A 24,901-nucleotide genomic window follows, 5' to 3' on the forward strand; every position below is an offset into this window, starting at 1 on the left:
CATGGGCGGGAGACCCTACGGGGCGGCGACGGCCGGCTCCTGGCTGCCGGTCTCGCCGTGCAGCGTCACCGGGTGCCTGCCCGGCCGCCCGGCGGTGGTCGGGCCGCTGCGGCGGGCGGCGCGGCGGACGGCGCTGGCCGCCGTCCTGGTGGCCGGGGTGGTGGCGCTGCCCGTCGTACGGCGCCGCGCCCCGGAACGCCGGGCGCGGCTGGTGCGGCGCTGGGCCGGGGCGGTCGCCGCGGCGGCCGGAGTCCGGGTCCGGATCACCGGGGTGCCCGCGGCCGGCCCGGTGCTGGTGGTGGCCAACCACGTCTCCTGGCTGGACGTGCCGCTGCTGGCCGCCGTGGCACCCGGGCGGATGCTGGCCAAGCGGGAGGTCGGCGGCTACCCGGTGGTGGGACCGCTGGCCGCCCGCGGCGGCACCCTGTTCATCGACCGGGAACGGCTGCGGGCCCTGCCGGAGACGGTCGGCGCGCTCACCGGCGCCCTGCGCGCCGGGTCCACCGCGGTGGTCTTCCCCGAGGGCGGCACCTGGTGCGGCCGGGAGCGGGGGGTGTTCCGCCCGGCGGTGTTCCAGGCCGCGCTGGACGCCGGGGTGCCCGTGCAGCCGGTGGCGCTCCGCTATCTGCGGGACGACGGGCGGCCCGGCGTGACCGCCGCCCGGACCACCCAGGCGGCCTTCGTCGGCGACGACACCCTGATGGCCTCGCTGCGCCGGGTGGTCGCCGCCCGCGGGCTGGTAGCCGAGGTGACCGTGCTGCCGCCGCTGCCGGTCGGCGCCCACCCCGACCGGCGGGCCCTGGCCCGCGCGGCGCAGCGGGCGGTGGCGGCGGCGCTCGCGGGGGAGGGCGGGGAAGGCGGCCGGGAGCGGGAGCCGGTGGGGAGCGGACGGGAGGGGCGGTGGCGGATGCCCGCCACCGCCCCGGCCCGGGATCGGGCCCGGCCGCGGGCCCGGTGACGGCGGCGCTCACGGGGAACGGCCGCCGGGGGCGAAGGCGGTGGGAGCGGTGGCGGGCATCCGCCCCCACCGCCCGGAACCGGACCGGTGGCTGCGCCGGATCCGGTCCGGGATCCGGAGTCGGGCCCGCAGGGCCGTCACCCCGCGGCGGCCTGCCGGGTCAGCCGGATGGTGTCCCGGTACCACAGCCCGCTGTCCTTGACGGTGCGGCGCTGTGTGTCGTAGTCCACCCGGACCAGGCCGAAGCGCTTGTCGTACCCGTACGCCCACTCGAAGTTGTCCATCAGCGACCAGGCGAAGTAGCCGCGGACATCGGCCCCGGCGGCGCGGGCCGCCGCCACCGCGCGGATGTGGTCGGCGAAGTAGGCGGTGCGGTCGGCGTCGTGCACCGCGCCGTCCTCGGCGACCGTGTCGTCGAAGGCGGCGCCGTTCTCGGTGATCACCACGGGCAGGCCGTAGTCCTTCTGCAGCCGCACCAGCAGCTCCGTCAGGCACTCCGGGACGATCTCCCAGTCCATCGCGGTGCGCGGCCTGCCCCGGGGCACCACCCGGGTCACCGGCAGACCGTCCTCGCCGGTGGTGGCGCCGTCCTCGGTGGTGCCGGAGAAGACGTGCCCGGTGTAGTAGTTGACGCCCAGCACGTCCAGCGGCGTGGAGATCGTCTCCAGGTCGCCGTCCTCCACCGGCAGGGTCACCCCGCGCTCGGCCAGGTGCTCCAGCACGTCCTGCGGGTAGCGCCCGTACACCAGCGGGTCCAGGTAGAGCCGGGTGCCCATCCCGTCGGCGCGGCGGGCGGCGGCCCGGTCGGCCTCGCTGTCGCTCGCCGGGGTGGCGGTGCCCAGGTTGAGGGTGATGCCCAGCTCCTCGGGCGGGCTCCCGGCGGCCCGCAGCCGCTGCGCGGCCAGGCCGTGGCCGAGCAGCAGGTGGTGCACGGCCCGCATCGAGTCGCCGAAGTCGCGGCGGCCCGGCGCGTGTTCCCCGATGTCGTAGCCGAGCACGGCCGAGCACCACGGCTCGTTCAGCGTCGTCCAGTGCCGGACCCGGTCGCCGAGCGCGTCGTGGGCGATCTCGGCGTAGTCGGCGAACCGGTGCGCGGTGTCGCGGGCGGGCCAGCCGCCGGCGTCCTCCAGCTCCTGGGGCAGGTCCCAGTGGTAGAGGGTGATCCACGGGGTGATGCCGCGCTCCAGCAGCTCGTCGACCAGCCGGTCGTAGAAGGCGATGCCGCGCGGGTTGCCCTTGCCGCGCCCGCCCGGCTGGATGCGCGGCCAGGCCAGGGAGAAGCGGTAGGTGTCCACGCCCAGCGAGGCGATCAGCTCCACGTCCTGCGGCATCCGGTGGTAGTGGTCGCAGGCGGTGTCGCCGTTCTCGCCGCCGGCCACGGCGCCGGGGACCCGGCAGAAGGTGTCCCAGATGGAGGGGCCGCGGCCGTCCTCGCCGGTGGCGCCCTCGATCTGGTAGGAGGAGGTGGCCACCCCCCAGCGGAAGTCCGCGGGCAGTCCGGTGACGGGCTCGGCGGCGGGGCCCGCGGCGGTGGAGTGGCCGGTGGGGGAATCGGGTGCGGTGGCGGTCATGCTTCTCCCGGGCGGTGGTCGTCGTTCAGCCAGCAGGCTACGCTGCGGCCGCTTGAGGAACCGGCAGGCGCCAGTGGGGGCGTCTTCCGGTCGCAGGGGTCGAACGCCTTCGGGCAGCGGGGGTGGAAGGCGCAGCCGGACGGCATCGCCCGCAGGTCGGGCGGGGATCCGGGGATGCCGGTCAGTTCCCGGCGCGGGCCGTGCAGCGCGGGGAAGGAGTGCAGCAGCCCGGCGCTGTACGGGTGACGGGGGTCGCGGTAGATCTCGGCGGCTCCGGCCTGCTCCACGACCCGGCCGCCGTACATGATGGCGATCCGGTCGGAGAACTCGATCAGCAGCGAGATGTCGTGGGTGATGAAGACGACCGAGAAGTCCAGCTCCTCGCGGAGCCGGACCAGCTGCCGCAGGATCTGGCGCTGCATCACCACGTCCAGGGCGGTGGTCGGCTCGTCCATGATGACGACGTCCGGCTGGAGCGCCAGGGCCATCGCGATCATGACCCGCTGCCGCATGCCGCCCGAGAGCTGGTGCGGATAGGCGCCCAGCCGGTCGGGGGAGATCCCCACCAGCGACAGCAGCTCGCGCGCCTGCTCGGTCCGCTCGGCCCGGGGCATGTCCGGCCGGTGGGCCTTCAGCACGTCGGTGAGCTGGGTGCGGACGGTGTGGACGGGGTTGAGGGAGTTCATCGCGCCCTGGAAGACGATCGAGACCTCCTGCCAGCGGAAGGCGCGCAGCTCCTGCGCGGTCATGGCCAGCACGTCCACCGGCTCCCCGCCGCGCGGGTGGTAGCGGACGTCCCCGCCGGTGATCACCCCGGGCGGGGAGAGCAGCCGGGTGACGGCGTAGGCGAGGGTGGACTTGCCCGAGCCGGACTCGCCCGCCAGCCCCAGCACCTCGCCCCGGCGCAGGGTCAGGTCCACGTCGTGGACGGCCCGTACGGCGTCCGCGCCGAGGCCGTAGTCGACGCACAGGCCGCTGATCTCCAGCACGGGCGGCGGGACGGTCAGGGAGGCGGACCGGGAGGCGGTCTCAGGGGTGGTCATGAGAGGGTTCCCTCCGTTTCCTTGGCGGCTCCGGAGTCTCCGGTTGCTCCGGCGGCCCCGGTGTCCCGGTGCGGCGTGCGGGCGACGGGGGTGAAGCCGACCCGCATCCGGGCCGCGCCGCGGACCCGGGCGGTGGAGGTGCGCAGCCGGGGGTTGACGAACTCGTCGATGCCGAAGTTGATCAGGGACAGTGCCGTGCCCAGCAGCGCGATGCACAGCCCGGCGGGCACGAACCACCACCACGCGCCCTGGCCGAGCGCCTGGTTGCTCTGCGCCCAGAACAGGATGGTCCCCCAGTTCCAGTGGGAGATGTCCGCGACGCCGATGAAGGCCAGGGTGATCTCCGACAGCACCGCGAAGATCACCGTGCCGACGAAGCCGGAGGCGATGACGGCGGTCAGGTTCGGCAGGATCTCGAAGACGATGATCCGCCAGGTGGACTCGCCGGTGGCGCGGGCGGCCTGGACGTAGTCCCGGCCGCGCAGCGACAGGGTCTGGGCGCGCAGCACCCGCGCCCCCCAGGCCCAGGCGGTCAGGCTGATCACCAGCGCGATCAGCAGGTCGCTCGAGTCCGGCAGGAAGCTGGCGATGATGATGATCAGCGGCAGCCCGGGGATGACCAGGAAGATGTTGCTGAACGCGGAGAGCAGTTCGTCGGCCACTCCGCCGAGGAAGCCGGCGCTCACCCCGACCAGCACGGACAGCACCGTCGCGCAGACGCCCGCGACGAGGCCCACCACCAGCACCCCCCGGGTGCCGACCAGCACCTGGGAGAAGATGTCCTGCCCGGTCTGGGTGGTGCCGAACGGGTGCGCGAGGGACGGCGGCTGGAGGACGTCGTCGCTCATCGCCGACGGGTCGTGGGGGGCCAGCCACTCCCCGGCGACGGCGAGCAGGGCGAACAGGGCCAGGATCGCCAGTCCGGTCGCGGTCTTGCGGTTGCGCAGGAAGCGCAGCCGGTCGCGGCGGGCCGCGGGCGGCGCGGAGGAACCGGCGAGAGCGCTGTCGGTCGCCTGTACGGCCATCGGGTCAGGCCTCCTTCCGGGTGCGCGGGTCGAGGAGCATGTAGAGCAGGTCGGCCAGCAGGTTGGCGGCCAGGACGGTGAGCGTGATGATCAGGAAGACGCCCTGCATCAGCGGGTAGTCCTTGGCGTTCACCCCTTGGAAGAGGACGTAGCCGATGCCGGGGTAGGAGAAGACCATCTCCACCAGCAGGGTGCCGCCGACGATGAAGCCCAGTGAGAGCGCGAAGCCGGAGACGTTCGGCAGGATCGCGTTGCGGGCGGCGTAGGAGAACATCACCCGGCGCTCCGGCAGGCCCTTGGCCTGGGCGACCATCACGTAGTCCTCGGAGGAGACGGTCACCATCATGTTCCGCATCCCCAGGATCCAGCCGGCCACCGCGCTGAGCACGATCGTCACCCCGGGCAGCACCGAGTGGTACAGCGCGCTGGAGACGAACTCCCAGCTGAGGCCGGGGACGAGGCTGGTGTCGTAGCCGCCGGCCGCCGGGAAGAGCGGCCACTGCACGGCGAACAGGGCGATGGCGATCAGGCCCAGCCAGAAGTACGGGATGGCCGAGATGAACGTGGTCACCGGCAGCATCCCGTCCAGCCAGGAACCGCGCCGCCAGCCGGCGAAGATGCCGATGGCGGTGCCGAGCAGGAAGCTGAGGAGGGTGGTGGTGCCGACCAGGGCCACGGTCCACGGCAGGCTCTGGGCCATCACCTCGCCCACCGGGGTGGGGAAGAAGGTGAACGACAGGCCCAGGTCGCCCTGTGCCAGGTTCCCCCAGTAGTCGAGGTACTGCTGCCACAGGGAGCGCTCCTGGTCCATCCCGAAGAGGGTCTCCAGGGAGGCGATGGCCTTGCTGGAGAGCTGGCCCTGGTAGCGGGAGATCAGCGACTGCACAGGGTCGCCGGGCATCAGCCGCGGGATGAAGAAGTTGATGGTGATGGCCGCCCAGGCGGTCACCAGGTAGAACGCGGTGCGCTGCAGGAAGAACTTCACGGTGCCGTCTCCGATCCGGCCCCCGGGCCCTTCGTGGTCCCGGTGCCCGCGGCGCTCGCGGCGGGGGCGGCGGCCGGGGTGTCGTACAGCCAGCAGGCCGCCCACTGGCCGCCGTCGAGGTCGAAGCGCGGCGGCGTCTGGGTGCGGCAGCGCTCCATCGCCAGCGGGCAGCGCGGGTGGAAGCGGCAGCCCTCGGGCGGTGAGATCAGGCTGGGCGGCTCGCCGGCCGAGGGGTCGGCGGCCTTGCCCGGCGCCCCGTCGGTTCCGCCGTCCTCCGCGCCCGTGCCGTCCGTGCCGGAGCCGGTGACCCGGTCTGGGTCCGGGGCGGAGGCCAGCAGCAGCCGGGTGTACGGGTGGGCGGGACGCTGGGTGACGGTCTCGCTGTCCCCGCCCTCGACCATCCGGCCCGCGTACATCACCAGCGTGGTGTCGGCGAAGTAGCGGGCGGAGGCGATGTCGTGGGTGATGTACAGGATCGCCAGGTCCAGCCGCTCCTTCAGGTCGCGCAGCAGGTTGAGGACCCCCAGCCGGATGGAGACGTCCAGCATCGACACCGGCTCGTCGGCCAGCAGCACCCGCGGGTCGGCGGCCATGGCGCGGGCGATGGCCACCCGCTGGCGCTGCCCGCCGGACAGCTCGTGCGGGAAGGCGTCGAGGTAGCGCCCGGCGGGGGTGAGCTGGACGCGTTCCAGCAGCGCGGTCAGCGCCCGCTCCAGCTCCTGCGGGCCGTTGCCGGCCCGGTCGTGGATGCGCAGCGCGCGGGTGAGGTGGTAGCGGATGGTGTGCACGGGGTTGAGCGAGGCGAAGGGGTCCTGGAAGACCATCTGGACGTGCCGGCAGTACGCGCGGAACGCCCGCCCCCGGCCGGCCCGCGCGGGCTCCCCGTCCAGCAGGATCTCCCCGGCGGTGAGGGGGTAGAGCTGGGCGAGCAGCCGGGCGACGGTGGACTTGCCGGAGCCGGACTCGCCCACCAGGGCGGTGACGGAGCCGCGGCGCAGCTCCAGCGAGACGTCGTCCACGGCGTGGACGGCCTGCCGGGGCCCGCCCAGCAGCGCGCGCGGACCGCGCCGTACGGGGAAGTGCTTGCTCACCCCGCGGGCCTCCAGCACAACGCGCTCGTCGGCGGCGTGTGCGGCGTGTGCGGTGTGTTCTTCGGGCATGGGTGTCTTCTCTGCTGTGTCTGTGGGGTCCTCGGCCGGGCCGAGGGGATGTCCGGGGGAGGGGGCGGGCCCGCCCCGCCGCCGGGCGGGGAAGGACGGCGGCGGGGCGGGGGTCGCTCCGGCCCCCGGGTCAGGAGGCGGACTTCAGGTTCAGCACGATGTCCAGCGCGTTGGGCTGGGTGGGCTGCGGCGGGGCGTACGGGTCGGACTCCGAGGGCCAGCCGGTCCAGTTGCGGGTGACGTACTCGGCGCCGATGGGGGCGGCGGCGGTGGCGACCATCGGCACCTGCTCGACCATGATCCTCTGGAGCTCGTTCATGGCCTCGGCGCGGGTGGTGTCGTCGCTCGCGTTGGCGTACTCGCGCAGGGCCTTCGTCGCGTTCTCGTCGCGGAAGCGGCCGAAGTTGCCGGCCGGGGAGGGCTTGCCCAGCGGCTGGTACAGCTCGCCGTCCATGATGTTCTGGTACATGTCGTACGGGGTGGCGCCGCTGTTGGTCCAGTGCAGCGTGGCGTCGAAGTCGCCGTTGTTCACCGCGGCGGTCCAGGCGTCCGCCGTCTGGGTCTTGATCTTGGCGTCGATGCCGATCTTCTTGACGTTGTCCTTGATGATCGCCAGACCGGTGAGGTAGTCGGACCAGCCCGCCGGATCGGTGAGCGTCATCGTCACCGGCTTGCCGTCCGGGTCCTTCAGGACGCCGCCGGACAGGGTGTAGCCGGCCTTCTCGAGCTCCTTCTCGGCCGCCTCGACGTCCACGGTCTGCTTCTCACCCTTGAACTCGGGGGCGAGGAAGGGCTCACCGGCCGGGAGCGGCAGGCCCGTGACGCTCTCGATCTTCGGATAGAGGGTGGCCTGCGCCCGGACGTGGATGGCCTCCCGGTCGACGACGTGGTTGATGGCGCGGCGCAGCGCCGGGTCGTCGAAGGGCTTCTTCTCGGTGTTGAACCACAGGCCGTGGACGCCCAGTCCGGAGGGGAACCAGAGCTTGTTGTGCTCCGGGTCCTTGGAGACGTAGATCTTCTTGTAGTCCGGGGTGAACACGAAGGTCCACTCGCAGTCGCCGTTGGCCAGGGCGGTGGTCTGCGCGTTGTTGTCGTTGTAGGACGTGTAGCGCAGTTCCTTCACCTCCGGCGCGTCCTTCCAGTAGGAGTCGCGGGCGGTGAGGGTGACGGTCTGCGGGGTGAAGGTCTTCAGGGTGTACGGGCCGGTGCCGACGGGCTCCTTGTTGGGCCAGGTCTCCGGGTTCTCCACCTTCGACCAGACGTGCTTGGGCACGACGAAGGTGGTCAGGATCTTGCTCTGGTTGACGAACTGCGACTCGGGGAAGGTCAGTTCGACGGTGTTCCCCTTGCGGGTGACGCCCCCGTACGGGACGCCGCTGATGTTCAGCGCCGAGTTGTCCTTCAGCAGGTTGAAGGTGAACTCCACGTCCTCAGCGGTGAGCTTCTTCCCGTCGGACCAGGTGGGCCCGTCCTGGACGGTGAGCGTGAGCTTCTTGTAGTTGTCCGCCCAGGTCCACTCGCTGGCCAGCCAGGGCTTGGGCTCCTCGGCGGGACGGACGATGTTCACCATGGCCAGCGGCTCGTAGATCATGTAGCGGTAGCCCAGGGAGGCGCCCGCGGAGGTGTTCAGGAATGGGTTGTTGTTGTTGGTCTGCGGGCCGTTGGGCATGCCGACGGTGAGCACGCCCTTCCCGCCCTTGGCCTGGGCGCCGCCCGAGCCGGGGGCGCCGGCGGTGCAGCCGGCGAGCAGGACGGTGGCGCTCAGGGCCGCCGCGGCGGCGGCTCTGGTCCGGGCCGGTACTCTCATGGTCTTTCTCCTCTGTGGTTCTTCCGGGGCCGCCGGATGTCGGGACGGTCGGCCACCGGGCTCTTGAGAGCGCTCTCGGAACGCTGAGAGCGCTCTCAAGAGTGGTTCGAAGCGGGACAGGCGGATCGGAATCGGATACGGGTTCGGTGCGGTGGGGGGTGGTGTCCAGAGGGGGCTAGGGGGTCCGGGGAAGGGGCGCGGGGGCGGAGCCGCGCACCACCAGTTCGGCGGGCAGGACCACCGGCCCGGTGGACGGCGGGCCGCCGTCCACCCGGGCGAGCAGCAGTGCGGCGGCCGCCTCGCCCATCGCCCGCAGCGGCTGGCGGACGGTGGTCAGCGGCGGATCGGTGTACGCGGCGAGCGGGATGTCGTCGAAGCCGACCACGGCCACGTCCCCGGGCACCCGCAGACCGGCCGCGCGCAGGGCCCGCAGGGCGCCCGCCGCGCAGAGGTCGTTGTGGGCGAAGACGGCGTCCGGGACGGTGCCGTCGGCGAGCAGCTTCGCCACCGCCTCCTCGCCGGACCGCTCGGTGAAGTCGCCCTCCACCGTGCGGCGCGGGTCGTGCTCCACGCCGTGGGCGTCGAGGACTCCGAGGAAGCCGGCCAGCCGTTCGCGCACGGAGCCGAACCGCGACGGCCCGGTGACCACCAGGGGCGTCCGGCGCCCCAGGGCCAGCAGGTGACGCGCCGCCAGCTCGCCGCCGAGGGTGTTGGCGGCGGTCACCGACGGGAACCGCGGGCGGTCGGTGCGGTCGTCCACCAGCATGACGGGCAGGTCCGGGCGGAGCGCCGCGGCGACGGGGTCGAGCGCATCCTGCGGCCCGACCACCAGCAGCCCGTCGAACGCGGCCGCCGAGATCTGTCCGGCGAACCGCGCCATCGACCTCCGGCCGTGGTTGCGGGTGAACAGCAGCAGCCCGTATCCGGCCGCCTCGACGGTGTCCAGCGCTCCCTGGACGACCTCGGCGGTCCAGGGCCAGCTGAGGGAGGACGCGAGCACCCCGACCGTACGGCCCCGGCCCCGGGCCAGTTCGACGGCGCGTGAGCTCGGCACATAGCCCAGCCGGGCGATGACGGCGCGCACCCGTTCGGCGGTCCCGGCGTCCACCTCGCCCTTGGCGTTGAGTACCCGGGAGACGGTCGACTTGCTGACCCCGGCCGCACGGGCGACATCGGCGATGGTGACGCGCATGGACACTCCTCGGCGGGTCGGCGCGGCGGACGGGGCGGCTCGGCTGACCGGGACAGTGGCGGGAACGGGAGCGGCGGCCCGTGCGGCACCGGTCCCGGGACCGGTCCCGGACATGGGCAGGGAGTCAAACGGCCGCGGGGACTGCCGTCAAGACTTCACGTAAAAATTGGTTGCAACGATCTGAGAGCGCTCTCAAGAGCGCTCTCATGTTCATAACTTGAAGTCATTGGTCTTGTCCAAGCCCTTGACGACCCGGGTTACCCAGGAGTTGACTCACCGGTTGAACTGAGCCCGGACGGCGGGGGGTTGCCACCCGCGCCGTCCGGCGTGCCCCCACCGCGGGACGGGCCGACGCCGGCCGCCCGCACCCGTGCCGGCCCCCCACTGCCGGTACCGCGCGACAGACGAAAGCGGTGATCATGAACCCTGCCCCCCACGCCCCCCACACCTCCGAGTCCCCGTCCCCACCGCGGCGGACGGGACGCCGCCGCCTGCGGGTCTGGGCGTCCGTGGCGGCCCTGGCGACCGCGGCCGTGGCCGTGACGGTCAACGGCACCGCCTCCGCCGGATCCTCCGCCGCCTCCTCCGGCACCTCGGCCGAGGCCGCCGCCGAGGTGCTGTTCGAGGACCACTTCGACGGCCCCGCCGGCGCGGCAGTCGACGGCGCCAAGTGGACCCTGGAGACCGGTGACAACAGCGGCAACAACCACGAGCGGCAGTACTACACCCCGGGCAACGCCAACGCCGCGCTCGACGGCGTCGGCAACCTGGTGATCACCGCTCGCAAGGAGAACCCGCGCGACTACCAGTGCTGGTACGGCCGGTGCGAGTACACCTCCGCCCGGATGAACACCGCCGGGAAGTTCACCACCACCTACGGCCACGTCGAGGCCCGCATCAAGGTCCCGCGGGGCCAGGGCATGTGGCCAGCGTTCTGGATGCTGGGCGCGGACATCGGCGACCCGAACGTCGGCTGGCCCAGGAGCGGCGAGATCGACGTCATGGAGAACGTCGGCTACGAGCCGGGCACCGTGCACGGCACCATCCACGGCCCCGGCTACTCCGGCGGCGAGGGCATCGGCGCCGGCTACACCCTCCCGAACGGCCGGGCGTTCGCCGACGACTTCCACACCTTCGCCGTCGACTGGTCCCCGAACTCCATCACCTGGTCGGTGGACGGCCAGGTCTACCAGCGGCGCACCCCGGCCGACCTGGGCGGCGACCAGTGGGTGTTCGACAAGCCGTTCTTCCTGATCCTCAACCTCGCGGTGGGCGGCGACTGGCCCGGGCTGCCCGACGCGAGCACCTCCTTCCCGCAGAAGATGGTCGTCGACTACGTCCGCGTCACCAAGGGCGGCACCGGCGACAGCGGCGGGCGCACCGGGCAGATCACCGGCCTGGCCGGCAAGTGCCTGGACGTGGCCTGGGGCGACAGCGCCGACGGCACCCCGGTGCAGATCCACGACTGCCAGGGCAACGCCGCCCAGCGCTGGACCGTCGCCGGCGACGGCACCATCCGCGCGCTCGGCAAGTGCCTGGACGTCTCCGGCGCCGGCACCGCGGACGGCACCAAGGTGCAGCTGTGGGAGTGCAACGGCAGCGCGGCCCAGCAGTGGGTCGTCACCCCCGCCCGGGACATCGTCAACCCCAACGCGGACAAGTGCCTGGACGTGAAGGACGGCAACTCCGCCAACGGCACCAAGACGCAGATCCGGACCTGCTCCGGGCAGGCCAACCAGAAGTGGACCGCCCCGTGATCCGGCCCCGCGGGGGCACGGACCGGCGGTGACCGCACGGTGACCGGGTGCGGCCGGCGGGCAGCCGCCCGCCGGCCGCGCCCGCCGGCCGCCCGGCGGTCATCCGGCCGCGGAGTCCTCCGGGCCGGCGGCGACGAGATCCCGGTACTCGGGGTGCAGCTCGATCCACTGCTCGACGAACGGGCACTCCGGCCGCGCCCGCAGACCCCGGCGCCGCGCGTCGTCCAGCAGGGCCCGGGCGAGCCGGTCGCCGATGCCCCGCCCCAGGAAGGGCCGGGACACCACCACCCGCGGGCAGTGAACCACCCCGCCGTCGCGGACGTAGTCCGCGAAGCCGGTGAGCGTCGTGCCGATCCGCGCCTCGAACCGCCCGCGGGACGGTGCGTCGACGATCGTGACCGGGGTGTTGGTGGCTGTCGTGGCCATCTGCGTCCCTCCCGGGATGACCGATTCGCGCATTTCCGTATGGCCACAAGAGTGCCACGCGGCGGCGTTCCTACTCCTTTCCCGCCAGTATGCGCGGTTATGTCCACTCCGGGGGTGGGCGGATCAGTCCGACTCGGGCCCCTCCAGCCGGAAGCCGACCTTCAGCCCGACCTGGTAGTGCTCGATCCGGCCGTCCGCGATGTTGCCGCGGACCTGGGTCACCTCGAACCAGTCCAGATGGCGCAGTGTCTGCGAGGCGCGCTCGATCCCGTTGCGGATCGCCTGGTCGACGCCCTCGTGCGAGGTGCCGACGATCTCGGACACCCGGTAGACGTGGTCGCTCATGGTGACCTCCTGTGAACGTGGGGGAAGAGCTGGTTCCCCTTCACCGTGCCCCATGGCCGGGCGGTCCGCGAGTGCTAGGCTCGCGAACGGGCCGTGACTGGCGCGTGGGGATGGGATCGACCATCGGGGAGCGGCCCTCGCCCCGTGCGAGGAAGTGCCGTGCGCCTGGGCCGCCCGGACTGCCGCACAGGACGTCGAGGAGGGCCCTCATGGCCGCCGAATTCACCGGACCCCCGCCGCGCACCACCGAGTCCACCGCCTTCGCCGGCGCCCTGGACGTGATCCGGCGCGTCGAGCCGCGCGTCGCCGACGCCATCGCCGCCGAGATCACCGACCAGCGCGCCTCGCTCAAGCTGATCGCCAGCGAGAACTACGCCTCCCCGGCCGTGCTGCTGGCCATGGGCAACTGGCTCAGCGACAAGTACGCCGAGGGCACCGTCGGCCGCCGCTTCTACGCCGGATGCCGCAACGTCGACACCGTCGAGGCGCTCGCCGCCGAGCACGCCCGCGAGCTGTTCGGCGCCGACCACGCCTACGTCCAGCCCCACTCGGGCATCGACGCCAACCTCGTCGCCTTCTGGGCCGTCCTCGCCCAGCGGGTGGAGGCCCCGGCCCTGGAGCGCGCCGGGGCGAAGCACGTCAACGACCTGACCGAGGCGGACTGGTCGGCCCTGCGGCGCGAGCTGGGCGACCAGCGGATGCTGGGCATGTCGCTGGACGCCGGCGGCCACCTCACGCACGGCTTCCGCCCCAACATCTCCGGCAAGATGTTCGAGCAGCGCAGTTACGGCACCGACCCGGCCACCGGCCTGCTCGACTACGACGCGGTGCGCGCCGCCGCCCGCGAGTTCCGCCCGCTCATCCTGATGGCCGGCTACTCCGCCTACCCCCGCAAGGTGAACTTCCGGATCATGCGGGAGATCGCCGACGAGGTCGGCGCCACCCTGATGGTCGACATGGCGCACTTCGCCGGACTGGTCGCGGGCAAGGTGTTCACCGGCGACTTCGACCCCGTGCCGCACGCCAGCATCGTCACCACCACCACCCACAAGTCCCTGCGCGGCCCGCGCGGCGGCATGGTGCTGTGCGACGAGACGCTCGCCGAGCACGTCGACCGCGGCTGCCCCATGGTGCTCGGCGGCCCGCTGCCCAACGTCATGGCCGCCAAGGCCGTCGCCCTGGCCGAGGCCCGGCAGCCGGACTTCCGCACCTACGCGCAGCGCATCACGGACAACGCCGCCGCCCTCGCCGAGGGCCTGACCCGGCGCGGCGCGACCCTGGTGACCGGCGGCACCGACAACCACCTGGTGCTCATCGACGTCACCGGCTACGGCCTCACCGGCCGCCAGGCCGAGGAGGCGCTGCTGGACTCGGGGATCGTCACCAACCGCAACGCCGTGCCGCGCGACCCCAACGGCGCCTGGTACACCTCCGGCATCCGCGTCGGCACCCCGGCGCTGACCACGCGCGGACTGGGCACCGCGGAGATGGACGAGGTCGCCGACCTGATCCACACCGCCCTCACCGCCGCCGAGCCGGGCACCACCGCGGCCGGCGCCCCGTCGAAGGCGAAGTACACCCTGGAGCCGAAGGTCGCCGAGTCCGTCGCCGGGCGCGCCGCCGACCTGCTGGCCGGCCATCCGCTGTACCCGCAGGTGGATCTGGGCTGATCCGGTCCGGTGCCCCGCCCCGGCACCCGGCCCGACCGATCCGGGTCCGCACCGGTCCGGCCCGGTGCGGGCCCGGCGCGTAACCTTCCGCCATGACCGAGGATCTGCCCGAGATGAGGGCCTCCGACGCCGACCGGGAGCGTGTGGCCGAGGTGCTGCGGGAGGCGATGGCCGAGGGACGGCTGGACATGGCGGAGTTCCAGGAGCGGCTGGACTCCGCCTACCGGGCCCGCACCCAGGGGGAACTGGCGCCCCTGGTGCGTGACCTGCCCCAGGGGGCCGGGCGGCCGGAGCCCGAGGGGCCCGGCCGCCGCCGCTGGACCGAGCGCTTCGGCGGCCGGCCCACCTCCCGGGGCGGGGTGGCGATCATGGGCGGCTTCGTGCGCAAGGGCCCGTGGACCGCGCCCCGCCGCTTCACCGGTTTCGCCTTCTGGGGCGGCGGCGAGATCGACCTGCGCGAGGCCCGCTTCGAGGACCGCGAGGTGGAGATCCGCTGCTTCGCGATCATGGGCGGCATCCATGTCACCGTCCCCGAGGACGCCGAGGTCGAGGTGCGCGGCATCGGCATCATGGGCGGCTTCGACCACAACGCCGTCGGTGCCGGGGAGCCGGGCGCGCCGCGCGTGGTGGTCACCGGTCTGGCGTTCTGGGGCGGCGTCGGCACGGAGCGCAAGCCCGACCAGCGGGAACTGAAACGGCGCCGGAGGGAGAAGAAGGAGCTGCGCGGACGGCGGGGGGAACCGCGGGACGGCGAGGGGCCGGAGGACGGTCACGGCCATGGTCACGGTCACGGCCATGGTCACGGGCGGCCGCACTGACCGGACCCGCCTGCGCCGTCCGGACGTCTCACCGTGGCCGTTCGAGCGTCGGGGCCGCGGCCCGGCGCGTGCCGCTCAGCGCCAGACCGGCTCGTCCGCGCCCGGGTGCCCCGGCGGGCGGGACCAGGTACGGGGCCCGCCCTCGTACTCCACCGGCGGCAGGGCGTGGCGCAGCCGCCCGAGGGGGCTGTCGGCCCCGGTCAGCCAGGGCGCGGGGTCGTGGCCGCCCGGCGCGCCCGCCGGCTCCGGCTCCGGCGTCCGTCCCGGCAGCTCGTGCAGCAGCCAGTGGGCGGTACGCGCCAGTGACAGCCGCACCCGGTGGGTGCCGCCGTACCGCCGCCGGCCGGTGAGCGAGCGCAGCACCGCGGCGGCCAGCAGATAGCCCGTGCCGTGGTCGAGGGCCTGCGCGGGCAGGACGCCCGGAGCGCCGCCGGGCCCCGCCTCGGCCACCGCGATGCCGCTCGCCGCCTGCACCAGACTGTCGAAGCCCCGCCGGCCGCCCCACGGGCCGGTCCCGGCCCCGCCCCAGGCGCTCAGCTCCGCGACCACCAGCCCCGGCCGCCGCGCGGCCAGCTCCCCGGCCGACAGTCCGAAGCGGTCCAGGGCGCCCGGGCGGTAGCCGGTGACCACCACGTCGGCGGCGGCCAGCAGTTCCTCGAAGGTGCGGCGGCCGGACGGGGAACCCAGGTCCAGCAGCGCCGACCGCTTGCCGAATCCGGTGTCGGCGTGCGCGTCCGCGCTCTCGGGCAGGTGCGGCGCGTCGATCCGCAGCACGTCGGCGCCCAGCAGCGCCAGGGTGCGGGTGGCCACGGGACCGGCGATGACCCGGGTCAGGTCCAGTACGCGCGGCCCGCCGTCGCCGTCGTACGGCGCGGGCGGCGGGGTGCCGTCCAGCCGCTCGTACCCCACCAGGGGGAGCCCGGCCACGGCCGCGCCCTGCGGATGCGCCGCCCACTGCCCGGGGGTGCGCACGGCGACGGCCAGCCCGCCCGCCCGGTACACCAGTTCCTCCACCTCCTCGGCGCGGCGGTGGGCGAGTTCGGTGGCGACGGCCTCGACGAGGTCTTCCCCGGCGCCCCCGGCCGCGCTGCCGGGCACGCCGAGCGCGGCCAGCAGCCGGGCGCGGTGGTGCGGGTAGTTGGCGTGGGTGCGCAGCCGGCCGTCTCCCGTGCGCCAGAAGCGGGACAGCGGGGCGAACACGGCCGCCGGGCGGCCGTCGACCCGCAGGTGCCGCTCGCTGGTGAACGCGGTGGCCACCGCGCCGTCGTCCACCGTCACGGCCGGAACGGCGCCCCCGGTGCGGCACGCCGCCCACTCGGCGGCGGCCAGGGCGCACACCGCCACCGCGGACCGGGCCAGCTCCGCCACCGGCAGCCGGGCGGGCAGCGGGCCCGCCGGGCCGCCGCGGCGGACGTGCCGGACCCGTTCCGGCAGGGCGGGATCGCCGCCGAGCGCGGCCCACAGCGGGGCCCACGACCGTTGCTCCATGCGGGCATTGTGCCGCTTCGGCGGCTACCCGGTGCGGGCGCGCAGATGAGCGCGCTCGCCCTGGCTGCCGAACAGGATGAGCAACTCCACCGGGGTGTTCCCGGCGCAGCCCAGCCAGTGGGGGACATGGGTGTCGAACTCCGCGGCCTCGCCGTCCCTGAGTACCAGCTCCCGGTCGCCCAGCACCAGCCGGAGTCTGCCGCTGAGGACGTAGAGCCACTCGTGGCCCTCGTGGCTCTTCGGCTCCGGCTCCGCGTCCGGCCGGGCCGGGATGATCACCTTGTAGGCCTGCGGGCTGCCGGTCCGCCGGGTGAGCGGGATGAACGTCCGCCCGTGGCGGCGCACCGGGCGGAAGTGGATGCGCGGGTCCCCGGTGTGCGGGGCGCCGACCAGTTCGTCGAGCGGCACGCTGTACGCCCGGGCCAGCGGGAGCAGCAGCTCCAGGTTGGGCTTGCGCCGGCCGCTCTCCAGCCGCGACAGCGTGCTCTCCGAGATGCCGGTGGTCACGGAGAGGTCGGCGAGGGTGATGCCGCGCTGCCGCCGCAGTGCCCGCAGTCGGGGCCCCACGGCGGACAGGACGTCGTCGAGTTCGTCTGCCATCCGGCCAGCCTGCCGAACCGGCAAGAAACATTGCAACCCGGGCGCCGTGGTGCCCGGGCCGGGAGCCGGCGGGCGGCCGGTCCCGCCGGGGCGTCGCCGCCGGCATGGGCGCCGGTCCGAATGCCGGAGGCCCGGGGGTCCGCATCAGGATCCGGTTGTCAGTGCCCGTGAGTACGTTGATCGACAACGCGGCTGAGTACCCGTACGGATGTTTGGGCCCGGCTGTTCACGGCACCCTGGAAGGCATGGAACGGATCATGGAGAACACCCACGTACACCCGGAAATGACCACTGCCGTCCCGTTCGGTGCCGGGCGGCGCGGCCTCGAGCGCGGTCTCACCGTGGCGTTCGCACTGGCGGGCACGCTCGCCGTGGCGTGGCTGGTCGGCATGGTCTACGTCATAGGCAGCTGGGCGCTGGGCGGTTGACCGGGACGCCCGGCCCCGTCGGCGGCCCCGGCGGAACGGCGCTCCGCCGGGGCCGCCGTATCCCGGTGGTGCCGTCCCCTCAGACCTCCCCGTCCCGGGACAGCACCCGGAAGGCGATTCCGGCCCGCTCCAGCCGCCCGGTCAGCGCGTCCCCCATCGCCACCGCCGTGGTGACCTGCCCCGAGGTCTCCGGCAGCTCGTCCAGGGCCAGGCACAGCGCCGACTCGGCCAGCATCTTCGCCGTCTCCCCGTAGCCCGGATCACCGCCGGACACCTGGGTGACCACCCGCTGCCCGCCGCCCTCCCCGTAGAAGCGGACCTTGAACCAGTTCCCCGCCCGCCGCTCGGCGTCCGGCCCGGTGCCCGGGGCCAGCCGGGCGGACAGCGCACGGCGCGCGGGCGGGAGCTGGGCGAACGCGAGGAGCGCCCCGGCGCCGGCCAGGAGGCCGGCCACCACCGGCAGCCGGCGGACGGCGAGGTAGTGGCTGTAGCGGAAGTCCGGGCCGTAGCGCTCCAGCGCGGCGGCCGACCGGCCGACCACCTGCGGATCGATGGTCGGCAGCGGGACCGCCCACATCCCGGCCGCGCGGCTGCGGTGCGGCCGGTCCGCCCGGGTGCTGATCCGCCGCCCGGCCGGGCGCGGCTCGGCCCGGCGCCGCTCCTGCCCCGTCCGGGCCGTCTGCCGGAGGCGGGAGAAGGCGGTCAGGAGGGAGTCGAACGTACCGCCGGAGGCGTCGCCGCGGAGACGGACGAAGCCCTCGGTCCGCAGCGGCGCCCCCTCGGGGAGCTGCCGCACCGTGTACAGCACGCCCAGGTCGTGCGGCACGGAGTCGAAGCCGGCGGAGTGCACCAGCCGCGCCCCGGTCTCCCGTGCCCGCAGGTGGTGGCGCAGGTACATCAGGTCGACGAACTCCGGCTCGCCCGCCAGGTCCAGGTAGTCCGTCCCGGCCTCGGCGCAGGTGGCCACCAGCGGTTCCCCGTGGCGGAGGTACGGGCCGACGGTGGTGGCCGCCACCCGGGTGCCGGCGGCGACCGCGCGCAGTGAGGCGGGATCGGTGACATCGGCGTGCAGCAGCGGCAGTTCGGCGCAGGCCGGGTCGATCCCGGCCAGGTGTTCGCGCAGCCGCAGCAGCTTCTCGCGGTTGCGGCCCGCGAGCGCCCAGCGGCAGCCGCCGGGGGCGTGCGCGGCCAGGTACTCGGCGGTCAGCCGACCGGTGAAGCCGGTGGCGCCGAACAGCACCACGTCGTGCTCGCGGTCGTCACCGCGGTCGTTCCTCCGGGGCGTCGGCTGTGCTGTCGGCATGCTGCTCCCGAGGTGTGCGGACGGCGGTCTGTCGGTGCCCGGCCCTACGGTGGACCTCATGGCCGACCGTATGACGAAACAGCGGGCAGCGCAGCGGGCCGGGCCCCGTCCCGGCTCCCGGGCGGTACGGGAGCGGGTGCGGGAGTTCGCCCTGGCGCTGCCCGGGGCCTGGGAGGACTTCCCCTGGGGACAGTCCGTGGTCAAGGTGCACCGGAAGATCTTCGTCTTCCTCGACCGCGAGGAGGGCGGCTCCCCGCCCGGGATCACCGTCAAACTCACCGACCCCGGGGCCCACGGCCATGCGATGGCGGTGCCGGGCGCGGTGCCCACCGGCTACGGGCTCGGCCGGGCGGGCTGGGTGACGATACCGCTGGGCGGGCCCGGCGCGCCGCCGCCGGAGCTGCTGTGCGACTGGGCGGAGGAGAGCTACCGCACCGTCGCGCCGAGACGGACCGTCGCGCTGCTCGACGCCGAACGCCCGCCGCCGCCCGGCACCTGAGCGGCGGCCGGGCGGTGCCGTGGCGGACGAGTCCGTCATGCCCACACCGTGCGGGCGGCCCGGCCGGGCAACCAGGCCGCGCGTTCCCCGGGAGAGCGGATCGTAGGAGTATCCCGCCCACCCTTCCGGCTCCCCTTCTCTCCCGCCCGGCCGTACGGTCGAACGCATGGACGCCAAGGACGCCAAGGACGCGACGGACACCGAGAACCCGCTCGGGCAGTTCCTGCGGGCCCGCCGCGCGCTCGTACGCCCCGAGGACCTGGGCCTGCCGCCCGGTGACCGGCGCCGGGTGGCGGGGCTGCGCCGCGAGGAGGTCGCGATGCTGGCCGGGGTCAGCACCGACTACTACGTACGGCTGGAGCAGGGCCGGGAACGCAGCCCCTCGGCGCAGGTGGTGGACGCGCTGGCCCGGGTGCTGTGCCTGGAGGAGGACGCCACGGCCCATCTGCACCGGCTGGCGCACCCGTCGCCCGGCCGGTGCCGCCGCCCCGCCGCGCGGCGGCGGGAGCGGGTCGGCCCGCAGCTGCTGCGGCTGATGGCGGGCTGGCACCGCACCCCGGCGGTGATCCTCGGCCCACGGCTGGAGGTGCTCGCGCACAACGCCCTGGGCCGTGCCCTGTTCGACGGCCACACCCACAGCGGCGACCTGGTGCGGCTGGTGTTCCTCGACCCGGACGCGCGGGAGTTCTACCCCGACTGGGAGCAGGTGGCGGAGAACACCGTCGCCGCCCTGCGGGCGTCGGCGGGCACCGAGGTGTCCGATCCCCGGCTGATCGAACTGGTGGGCGAACTGTCGCTGCGGAGTGAGACGTTCCGCAGGCTGTGGGCGCGCCACGACATCCGCCGCAAGACCCACGAGACCAAGCGCTTCCGGCACCCGCTGGTGGGGGAGCTGACGCTGGACTACGAGTCGCTGACCGTGAACAGTGCGCCCGGCCAGCAGCTGGTCGTCTACCACGCCGAACCGGGCAGCCCGTCCGAGCAGGCACTGGACCTGCTGGGCAGCCTCGCCGCCACCGGGGCCGACGCCGCACCGGCCGCCGGTTCCGCCGGCGCCCCGCGCCCGTCCGGTGAGGACGGGCCCGCCGCGGGGAGCGCCACGAGCAGCACGGGCGCCGCGAGCACCACGGGCGGGACCACGGAGGACCGTTCCGCATGACCTCCGGCACCCGGGCCGGCGGTGCACCGGTCCGGTTCGCCACCGGCTGCTCCACCGGCCCGGGCCGGGCTCCGGCCCTCGCCGCCGACCACCCGCGGGAGGACGCCGCCTGACCGGGCGTCGCCCGACGGCGGGCGCGTCGAGAGCCCTCGCCCGCCCTGCCCCGGGCCGGTCCCTGGCCCGGGGCAGGGCAGGGCGACGTACGGCGCGTGCCCCGCGACCCGCGGCGTACGGTCAGTCGCCGACGGCGCAGGCGTCCCCGTTGAGGGAGAACTCCTCCGGCGCGGACGTGTCACCGGTGTGGGAGGCCACGAAGCCGACGCTGACGCTGCCGCCCGGCGGGATCGTCCCGTTGTGCTCGGCGTTGCCCACCTCGACGGTGCCGGCCTGGGCGAAGGTGGCGTTCCAGTCACCGACGACGCGCTGGCCCTCGGGCAGGGCGAAGGACAGCGTCCAGCCGGTGACCGGCTCGGTGCCGGTGTTGGTGATGGTGATCTCGGCGGTCAGTCCGGTGCCCCAGGTGGTCGCCTCGTAGTCGACCCGGCAGGTGGGCTCGGTCTGGCCGGCCTCCTCGAAGACCACCCGGTGCAGGCCGCCGGGCAGGTCGTTGACGGCGTAGAACTCGCCCTCCGGCGTGGTGCCGATCGCCGTCACCTGGGTGGCCGTCTTCCCGATCTCGGCCTGGAGGTAGCCGCCGTCGCCGTCCTCGCGCAGCGCCCAGATGGTGGAGGAGCAGTAGTCGGTGGCGATGTACGTGCCTCCCACCAGGTCGGCGAACTCCTCGCCGCGGTAGACGTGTCCGCCGATGACCGCGCAGTTGCCGTCGTGGCCCAGGGGGTAGGTGAAGACCGGCTCGGTGTACTCCGCGTCGGGCAGGCAGTGCTCCTGCTCGAACACCTCCAGGCCCTCGTAGCAGGACCAGCCGAGGTTCAGCCCGCCCTGCCCGCGGGCGAGATGGTTGATCTCCTCCCAGCGGCCCTGGCCGACGTCACCGACCCACAGCGAGCCGTCCGCGCTGTCGAAGGAGAACCGCCACGGGTTGCGCAGCCCGTACAGCCAGATCTCCTCGCGGGCGCCCTCGACCCCGGCGAACGGGTTGTCCTCCGGCACGCAGTAGGGGAGTTCGCCGCAGCTTCCGCTCACGTCGATCCGCAGGATCTTGCCCAGCAGGGTGTCCAGCCGCTGCCCGCTGCGGAAGGGGTCGCCGGAGCCGCCGCCGTCGCCGATGCTCCAGTACAGGTGGCCGTCGGGGCCGAAGGCGAGCTGGCCGCCGTTGTGGTTGCTGTACTCGGAGTGCTCCTGGGACAGCAGGTTCTCCAGGCCGCCGCCGTCGCCGAGCCGGTAGCGGGCCAGGGTCACCGCGCCGTCCGGCAGCGCCGTGTACGCCAGGTACAGCTCCTGGCTGTCGGCGAAGTCCGGCGGTAGGGCGATGCCGAGCAGTCCGCGCTCGTTGCCCGACATGTCCACCACCTCGGAGACGTCGAGGAGCGGGTCCGCCGCGAGGCCGGTGTCGGGGTGGTAGACGCGGACGGTGCCGGCCTTCTCGGTGACGAACAGCCGGCCCGTCCCGTCGTCGGGCGCGACGAGCGCGGTGGGGCGCCGCAGACCGGAGGCGACCTGGACGGTGGACGCGGTGACGTCCTCCAGCGGCGCCGGGGCGGCGGCGGGCGACGCCGAGGCCGCGGCGGACGGGGCTGCGGGTGGGGAGGCGGACGCGGACAGGGGGGCGATCAGGACCAGGGGGAGCGCCAGCAGCAGCGCGCCGGTCCAGCGGCGTCGTAACACATCGGCTCCAGGGGTGGGGGTGTCTCCTTGGCGCGAGGGGCGTGGCACGGGCCGCAGGCCCGCCGGCCGCCGTGAGCCGTGCCCGGCCGGAACCGACGGGACCGGCCCGAACTCCACGTCCCGGTACGCCCGTCGGACCGTACCTACTCGTCCGCCCGCACACCAGGCTTCTCCCGTGACTTCCGGTCCTCCGGTCCGGCCGCAGCTGTCAGGTCGGACGGCAGGAGCTGCTCGGTAAGCAGCCGTCGCACCCTGGCGCTGCGGTCCGGGACGGCGAGCCAGGAGTCCAGCAACCGCCAGCCGTGGAAGTAGGCGAAGATGTACAGCGCCATGCCCGTCGCCTTCAGGGAACCCATCGCCGCCGCCGTCTCGGCGTCGGAGAGCAGTGCCCAGCGGGACAGGTAGGCGGCGACCTCGTGGCCGGGACGGCCCTCGGCGGCCAGCAGCGCGGCGTTGGCCCACACCCCGAACAACAGGTTCTGCACCCGGTGGATCGCGGCGAAGTCGCTGCCGTCCGAGGCCGTGCCCTGCGCGGCCAGGACGTGGTCGGTCAGCCATCTCTGGGCCTCGTCACCGGGGAAGACGATCTCCTGAGCGTGCAGCCCGAGCCCCTCACTGATCACGAAGGCGGGCGCCAGCATGAACCGCACCCGCTGGTCGAGCAGCCCCCGTTCCTCCACCAGCACCCGCTCCTTGAGCAGCGACTCGGCGATGTGGCCGGGGTGCCCCTCGTGCGCGACGACGTACAGCAGGTCGGCCAGGTTGAACGGTCGGCCGCCGCCGATGTAGAGGGTCGAGCGCAGCCCGCCCTCGTGGTCGCCCGCACCCCGGAAGAGCGCGCCGGGCACGATCCGGCAGCGCACCTCCTCGCCCTCCGGCAGGGGCACGATCGCACCGGTGCGCCGCCGGGTTTCGGCGACTGCCCGGCCCACCAGCGGCGGCAGCCGGTCCGCCAGCTCCTCCGGCGGCAGCGAGTGGGCCGTCTTCCAGCTCTCCAGCCGCTCGTGCAGCGAGCCGGTGCCGCGCGGCAGCGCGGCGTCCAGCCGGGAGTGTGCCTCCTCGAACAACTCCTCCGGCAGCCGCTCCACCGGCACACCCAGGCACGCGCGGGCGTACTCCGGCAGCGGCAGCTCCCGCCCGGCCAGCTGCCGGGCGACCGCCCGCATCGCCCGCACCTGGGCGGACAGGTAGCGGACGCGTCCGGGCGTGACCGGGCCGCCGTCCGTCCCGTGCAGCCCGGCCAGCAGTGCCTCGGCGTCCTCGGCCAGCCGTCCGGGCGGCACCGGTGCCTCGGCCGCCACCTGCTCGCTCCACTTCCGAGGCCCCCGGTAGACGAGCACCGTCCCTGTGGCGGCTCCGGCCATGTGCCGGTTGATGCGGAGCGCCAGCAACGCGTGGTCCCGCAGCCACCGCTGTGGCGGTGTCTCGTTCATCGGCCCTCCCGCCCCGTCTCCGCGTACGACTTCCTGCACGGCATACGCGCAGGCCGCGCCGGAGGTGCCCGGACCGCCACCGCTGTCACAGCCGTCCCGAAGGATCCGGGCTCCTGCCGGAGGAGACAGGGACGGGGCGGCTGTGGCAACCGCCACGTCCGGCCTGCCCGCACCCGCCGGGGTGACCGGGGCTGCGCGGAGGGGCCGATGGGAGTACCACGCCGACGCCGGCGGGACTATGTCCGGCGGCCTAGTCGGCGTTCCTCTCGGCGGACGACGCCGGAGCACCTCCGGAGCGCGAAGCTCGACGCATGACTTTGTTCGAGCACGATTTCGTCGCGGCGGGTGCCGGCGGACGGCCGGTGGACGACACGGGGCGGATGCTCCAGATGATGACCGGCTACTGGGTCACCCAGGTGGTGCGCACCGCAGCCGAGTTGCGTATCGCCGATCACCTGCACCCCGACGGCGCCACCCCCGCGGAGGTGGCCGAGGCGGAGTCCCTGGACCCCGACTCGGCCTTCCGGTTCCTGCGGGCGTGCGCCTCCCTGGGCCTGGCCGCCTCCGCCGACGGGAGGCGGTTCACCGGTACGCCCCTGCTCGACACCCTGCGCTCCGACGCCCCGGGCTCCCTGCGGGACCTGGCACTGTGGGGCGGGGCCGAGTCGCACTGGCTGCCGTGGGGACGGCTGGCGGACGCGGTCCGCACCGGCGCCCCCCAGACGGAGGCCGCCCTCGGCGCGCCCGTCTTCGACTGGCTCGCCGCCCACCCGGGAGAGGCCGAGGTCTTCACCAACGCCATGACGGCCATGACCCGCGGCCTGGCCCACAAGCTGGCGGACGTGATCGACCTCAGGGACGCCCGGGTCGCCGTGGACGTCGGCGGCGCGGGCGGAAACCTCGTCCAGACGCTCATGCGGCGGCATCCCGGCCTGACCGGGGTGGTCCTCGACCTCCCGCACGTGGCCGCCGAGGCGGAGGCCTCCGCGGTGAGCATGGGCGTCGCGGACCGGTTCACCTTCGTCGGCGGCGACTTCTTCGACGAGGTGCCGCCCGGGGACGTGCACCTGCTGAAGTTCGTCCTGCACGACTGGGACGACGACGCCTGCGTGCGCATCCTGCGCAACTGCCGGGCGGCCCTCCGGCCCGGCGGACGCGTGCTGGTGATGGAGCTCCTGGTCGACAAGGTGGGCACGCCCGGTCTGGAACCGCTGATGGACCTGAACATGATGGCGCTGTCGACCGGACGGGAGCGCAGCCTCGACGAGTTCGGGAAACTCTTCGAGCGGGCCGGGCTGACGCCGGCCTCGACCGCGTCGTCCGGCTCCCGGGTCCATGTCCTGGAGCTCGTGCCGGCCTGAGCCCCGCTCAGGGCACGGCAACCCGCCGACGGGACCGCGGACGGCGGGCGGAGGCGGCGCGGCGTTCACCGGCCGTGGGGGGGGGGGG

The 24,901-nt window shown here is 74.2% G+C and carries 22 protein-coding genes and 1 riboswitch; of the genes, 8 read left to right on the forward strand and 14 right to left on the reverse strand.

Translation table 11 applies throughout. The annotated features are described in order from the left end of the window. Position 1: 1 nt before the first annotated feature. Positions 2-958 (forward strand): lysophospholipid acyltransferase family protein, encoded by a 957-nt coding sequence (locus tag V1L54_RS26200; protein WP_330120616.1) that lies wholly within the window; start codon positions 2-4, stop codon positions 956-958. A gap of 137 nt (positions 959-1,095) precedes the next feature. Here the strand turns inward: V1L54_RS26200 and V1L54_RS26205 are convergent, their stop codons facing one another. From V1L54_RS26205 to V1L54_RS26235, 7 genes are all read right to left on the reverse strand, one after another. Further along, positions 1,096-2,529 (reverse strand): GH1 family beta-glucosidase, encoded by a 1,434-nt coding sequence (locus tag V1L54_RS26205; RefSeq protein WP_330120617.1) that lies wholly within the window; start codon positions 2,527-2,529, stop codon positions 1,096-1,098. Continuing rightward, positions 2,526-3,572: an ABC transporter ATP-binding protein gene (locus tag V1L54_RS26210; protein ID WP_330120618.1), complete on the reverse strand. Its 1,047-nt coding sequence runs from the start codon at positions 3,570-3,572 to the stop codon at positions 2,526-2,528. Before V1L54_RS26210 ends, V1L54_RS26205 begins: the two co-directional genes overlap by 4 nt. Then, entirely contained in the window at positions 3,569-4,597 is a 1,029-nt protein-coding gene (locus tag V1L54_RS26215; RefSeq protein ID WP_330120619.1) for an ABC transporter permease, read from the reverse strand. The genes V1L54_RS26210 and V1L54_RS26215 overlap by 4 nt, the downstream gene beginning before the upstream one ends. A 4-nt stretch (positions 4,598-4,601) precedes the next feature. Continuing rightward, entirely contained in the window at positions 4,602-5,582 is a 981-nt protein-coding gene (locus V1L54_RS26220; protein WP_330120620.1) for an ABC transporter permease, read from the reverse strand. Continuing rightward, positions 5,579-6,742, reverse strand: coding sequence for an ABC transporter ATP-binding protein (locus V1L54_RS26225; RefSeq protein ID WP_330120621.1), 1,164 nt, complete (start codon positions 6,740-6,742; stop codon positions 5,579-5,581). The genes V1L54_RS26220 and V1L54_RS26225 overlap by 4 nt, the downstream gene beginning before the upstream one ends. A gap of 130 nt (positions 6,743-6,872) precedes the next feature. Further along, the gene (locus tag V1L54_RS26230; protein ID WP_330120622.1) at positions 6,873-8,549 is read right to left on the reverse strand and encodes an ABC transporter substrate-binding protein; all 1,677 of its coding nucleotides are present in this window, start codon (positions 8,547-8,549) and stop codon (positions 6,873-6,875) included. A gap of 175 nt (positions 8,550-8,724) precedes the next feature. Further along, a complete protein-coding gene (locus tag V1L54_RS26235) occupies positions 8,725-9,741 on the reverse strand; it encodes a LacI family DNA-binding transcriptional regulator (RefSeq protein ID WP_330120623.1) in 1,017 nt (338 codons plus the stop codon). 419 nt (positions 9,742-10,160) lie between these two features. Between V1L54_RS26235 and V1L54_RS26240 the strand changes: the two genes are divergently transcribed. Continuing rightward, the gene (locus V1L54_RS26240) at positions 10,161-11,498 is read left to right on the forward strand and encodes a ricin-type beta-trefoil lectin domain protein (protein WP_330120624.1); all 1,338 of its coding nucleotides are present in this window, start codon (positions 10,161-10,163) and stop codon (positions 11,496-11,498) included. Positions 11,499-11,597: 99 nt separating this feature from the next. Here V1L54_RS26240 and V1L54_RS26245 read toward each other — a convergent pair whose 3' ends face one another. Both V1L54_RS26245 and V1L54_RS26250 read right to left on the reverse strand, forming a co-directional pair. Beyond that, positions 11,598-11,924 (reverse strand): GNAT family N-acetyltransferase, encoded by a 327-nt coding sequence (locus V1L54_RS26245; RefSeq protein WP_330120625.1) that lies wholly within the window; start codon positions 11,922-11,924, stop codon positions 11,598-11,600. A 123-nt stretch (positions 11,925-12,047) separates the two neighbouring features. After that, positions 12,048-12,269, reverse strand: a complete 222-nt coding sequence (locus V1L54_RS26250) for a dodecin (protein ID WP_330120626.1) — start codon at positions 12,267-12,269, stop codon at positions 12,048-12,050. Positions 12,270-12,352: 83 nt separating this feature from the next. After that, positions 12,353-12,447, forward strand: a riboswitch (ZMP/ZTP riboswitch). A 31-nt stretch (positions 12,448-12,478) separates the two neighbouring features. On the opposite strand from V1L54_RS26250, the gene V1L54_RS26255 reads away from it, so the two are divergent. Together V1L54_RS26255 and V1L54_RS26260 are read left to right on the forward strand one after the other, a co-directional pair. Beyond that, entirely contained in the window at positions 12,479-13,939 is a 1,461-nt protein-coding gene (locus V1L54_RS26255) for a glycine hydroxymethyltransferase (RefSeq protein WP_330120627.1), read from the forward strand. A 92-nt stretch (positions 13,940-14,031) separates the two neighbouring features. Continuing rightward, the gene (locus V1L54_RS26260) at positions 14,032-14,757 is read left to right on the forward strand and encodes a DUF1707 SHOCT-like domain-containing protein (protein ID WP_330120628.1); all 726 of its coding nucleotides are present in this window, start codon (positions 14,032-14,034) and stop codon (positions 14,755-14,757) included. A 75-nt stretch (positions 14,758-14,832) separates the two neighbouring features. Here V1L54_RS26260 and V1L54_RS26265 read toward each other — a convergent pair whose 3' ends face one another. Together V1L54_RS26265 and V1L54_RS26270 are read right to left on the reverse strand one after the other, a co-directional pair. After that, entirely contained in the window at positions 14,833-16,245 is a 1,413-nt protein-coding gene (locus tag V1L54_RS26265; RefSeq protein WP_330120629.1) for a CoA transferase, read from the reverse strand. A 24-nt stretch (positions 16,246-16,269) separates the two neighbouring features. Next, the gene (locus tag V1L54_RS26270) at positions 16,270-16,845 is read right to left on the reverse strand and encodes a helix-turn-helix domain-containing protein (RefSeq protein WP_330120630.1); all 576 of its coding nucleotides are present in this window, start codon (positions 16,843-16,845) and stop codon (positions 16,270-16,272) included. Positions 16,846-17,090: 245 nt separating this feature from the next. On the opposite strand from V1L54_RS26270, the gene mmpA reads away from it, so the two are divergent. Continuing rightward, positions 17,091-17,273, forward strand: a complete 183-nt coding sequence (gene mmpA, locus V1L54_RS26275) for a morphogenic membrane protein MmpA (protein WP_330120631.1) — start codon at positions 17,091-17,093, stop codon at positions 17,271-17,273. 79 nt (positions 17,274-17,352) lie between these two features. Here mmpA and V1L54_RS26280 read toward each other — a convergent pair whose 3' ends face one another. Next, positions 17,353-18,576 carry a saccharopine dehydrogenase family protein gene (locus V1L54_RS26280; protein ID WP_330120632.1) on the reverse strand — a complete coding sequence of 408 codons (1,224 nt, stop codon included), beginning with the start codon at positions 18,574-18,576 and terminating at the stop codon, positions 17,353-17,355. Between the two features lie 70 nt (positions 18,577-18,646). Here V1L54_RS26280 and V1L54_RS26285 point away from each other — a divergent pair, with 70 nt between their 5' ends. Then, positions 18,647-19,075 carry an MmcQ/YjbR family DNA-binding protein gene (locus V1L54_RS26285; RefSeq protein WP_330120637.1) on the forward strand — a complete coding sequence of 143 codons (429 nt, stop codon included), beginning with the start codon at positions 18,647-18,649 and terminating at the stop codon, positions 19,073-19,075. A 166-nt stretch (positions 19,076-19,241) separates the two neighbouring features. Then, entirely contained in the window at positions 19,242-20,234 is a 993-nt protein-coding gene (locus tag V1L54_RS26290; RefSeq protein ID WP_330120633.1) for a helix-turn-helix transcriptional regulator, read from the forward strand. 234 nt (positions 20,235-20,468) lie between these two features. Here V1L54_RS26290 and V1L54_RS26295 read toward each other — a convergent pair whose 3' ends face one another. Further along, on the reverse strand, positions 20,469-22,019 hold the full coding sequence (locus V1L54_RS26295) for a PQQ-dependent sugar dehydrogenase (protein ID WP_330120634.1): 1,551 nt from the start codon (positions 22,017-22,019) through the stop codon (positions 20,469-20,471). Positions 22,020-22,162: 143 nt separating this feature from the next. Beyond that, entirely contained in the window at positions 22,163-23,452 is a 1,290-nt protein-coding gene (locus V1L54_RS26300) for a hypothetical protein (RefSeq protein ID WP_330120635.1), read from the reverse strand. 311 nt (positions 23,453-23,763) lie between these two features. Between V1L54_RS26300 and V1L54_RS26305 the strand changes: the two genes are divergently transcribed. Next, complete coding sequence (locus tag V1L54_RS26305) at positions 23,764-24,813, forward strand: methyltransferase (RefSeq protein WP_330120636.1); 1,050 nt, start codon at positions 23,764-23,766, stop codon at positions 24,811-24,813. Positions 24,814-24,901: the final 88 nt, after the last annotated feature.

This window comes from Streptomyces rubellus, assembly GCF_036323805.1.
Classification (GTDB): domain Bacteria; phylum Actinomycetota; class Actinomycetes; order Streptomycetales; family Streptomycetaceae; genus Streptomyces.

Coding starts and splice junctions, on each gene's coding strand:
- V1L54_RS26200 (WP_330120616.1), top strand. CDS start 2: ATGGGCGGGAGACCCTACGGGGCGGCGACGGCCGGCTCCTGGCTGCCG.
- V1L54_RS26205 (WP_330120617.1), bottom strand. CDS start 2,529: ATGACCGCCACCGCACCCGATTCCCCCACCGGCCACTCCACCGCCGCG.
- V1L54_RS26210 (WP_330120618.1), bottom strand. CDS start 3,572: ATGACCACCCCTGAGACCGCCTCCCGGTCCGCCTCCCTGACCGTCCCG.
- V1L54_RS26215 (WP_330120619.1), bottom strand. CDS start 4,597: ATGGCCGTACAGGCGACCGACAGCGCTCTCGCCGGTTCCTCCGCGCCG.
- V1L54_RS26225 (WP_330120621.1), bottom strand. CDS start 6,742: ATGCCCGAAGAACACACCGCACACGCCGCACACGCCGCCGACGAGCGC.
- V1L54_RS26230 (WP_330120622.1), bottom strand. CDS start 8,549: ATGAGAGTACCGGCCCGGACCAGAGCCGCCGCCGCGGCGGCCCTGAGC.
- V1L54_RS26235 (WP_330120623.1), bottom strand. CDS start 9,741: ATGCGCGTCACCATCGCCGATGTCGCCCGTGCGGCCGGGGTCAGCAAG.
- V1L54_RS26240 (WP_330120624.1), top strand. CDS start 10,161: ATGAACCCTGCCCCCCACGCCCCCCACACCTCCGAGTCCCCGTCCCCA.
- V1L54_RS26245 (WP_330120625.1), bottom strand. CDS start 11,924: ATGGCCACGACAGCCACCAACACCCCGGTCACGATCGTCGACGCACCG.
- V1L54_RS26250 (WP_330120626.1), bottom strand. CDS start 12,269: ATGAGCGACCACGTCTACCGGGTGTCCGAGATCGTCGGCACCTCGCAC.
- V1L54_RS26255 (WP_330120627.1), top strand. CDS start 12,479: ATGGCCGCCGAATTCACCGGACCCCCGCCGCGCACCACCGAGTCCACC.
- V1L54_RS26260 (WP_330120628.1), top strand. CDS start 14,032: ATGACCGAGGATCTGCCCGAGATGAGGGCCTCCGACGCCGACCGGGAG.
- V1L54_RS26265 (WP_330120629.1), bottom strand. CDS start 16,245: ATGGAGCAACGGTCGTGGGCCCCGCTGTGGGCCGCGCTCGGCGGCGAT.
- V1L54_RS26270 (WP_330120630.1), bottom strand. CDS start 16,845: ATGGCAGACGAACTCGACGACGTCCTGTCCGCCGTGGGGCCCCGACTG.
- mmpA (WP_330120631.1), top strand. CDS start 17,091: ATGGAACGGATCATGGAGAACACCCACGTACACCCGGAAATGACCACT.
- V1L54_RS26280 (WP_330120632.1), bottom strand. CDS start 18,576: ATGCCGACAGCACAGCCGACGCCCCGGAGGAACGACCGCGGTGACGAC.
- V1L54_RS26285 (WP_330120637.1), top strand. CDS start 18,647: ATGACGAAACAGCGGGCAGCGCAGCGGGCCGGGCCCCGTCCCGGCTCC.
- V1L54_RS26290 (WP_330120633.1), top strand. CDS start 19,242: ATGGACGCCAAGGACGCCAAGGACGCGACGGACACCGAGAACCCGCTC.
- V1L54_RS26300 (WP_330120635.1), bottom strand. CDS start 23,452: ATGAACGAGACACCGCCACAGCGGTGGCTGCGGGACCACGCGTTGCTG.
- V1L54_RS26305 (WP_330120636.1), top strand. CDS start 23,764: ATGACTTTGTTCGAGCACGATTTCGTCGCGGCGGGTGCCGGCGGACGG.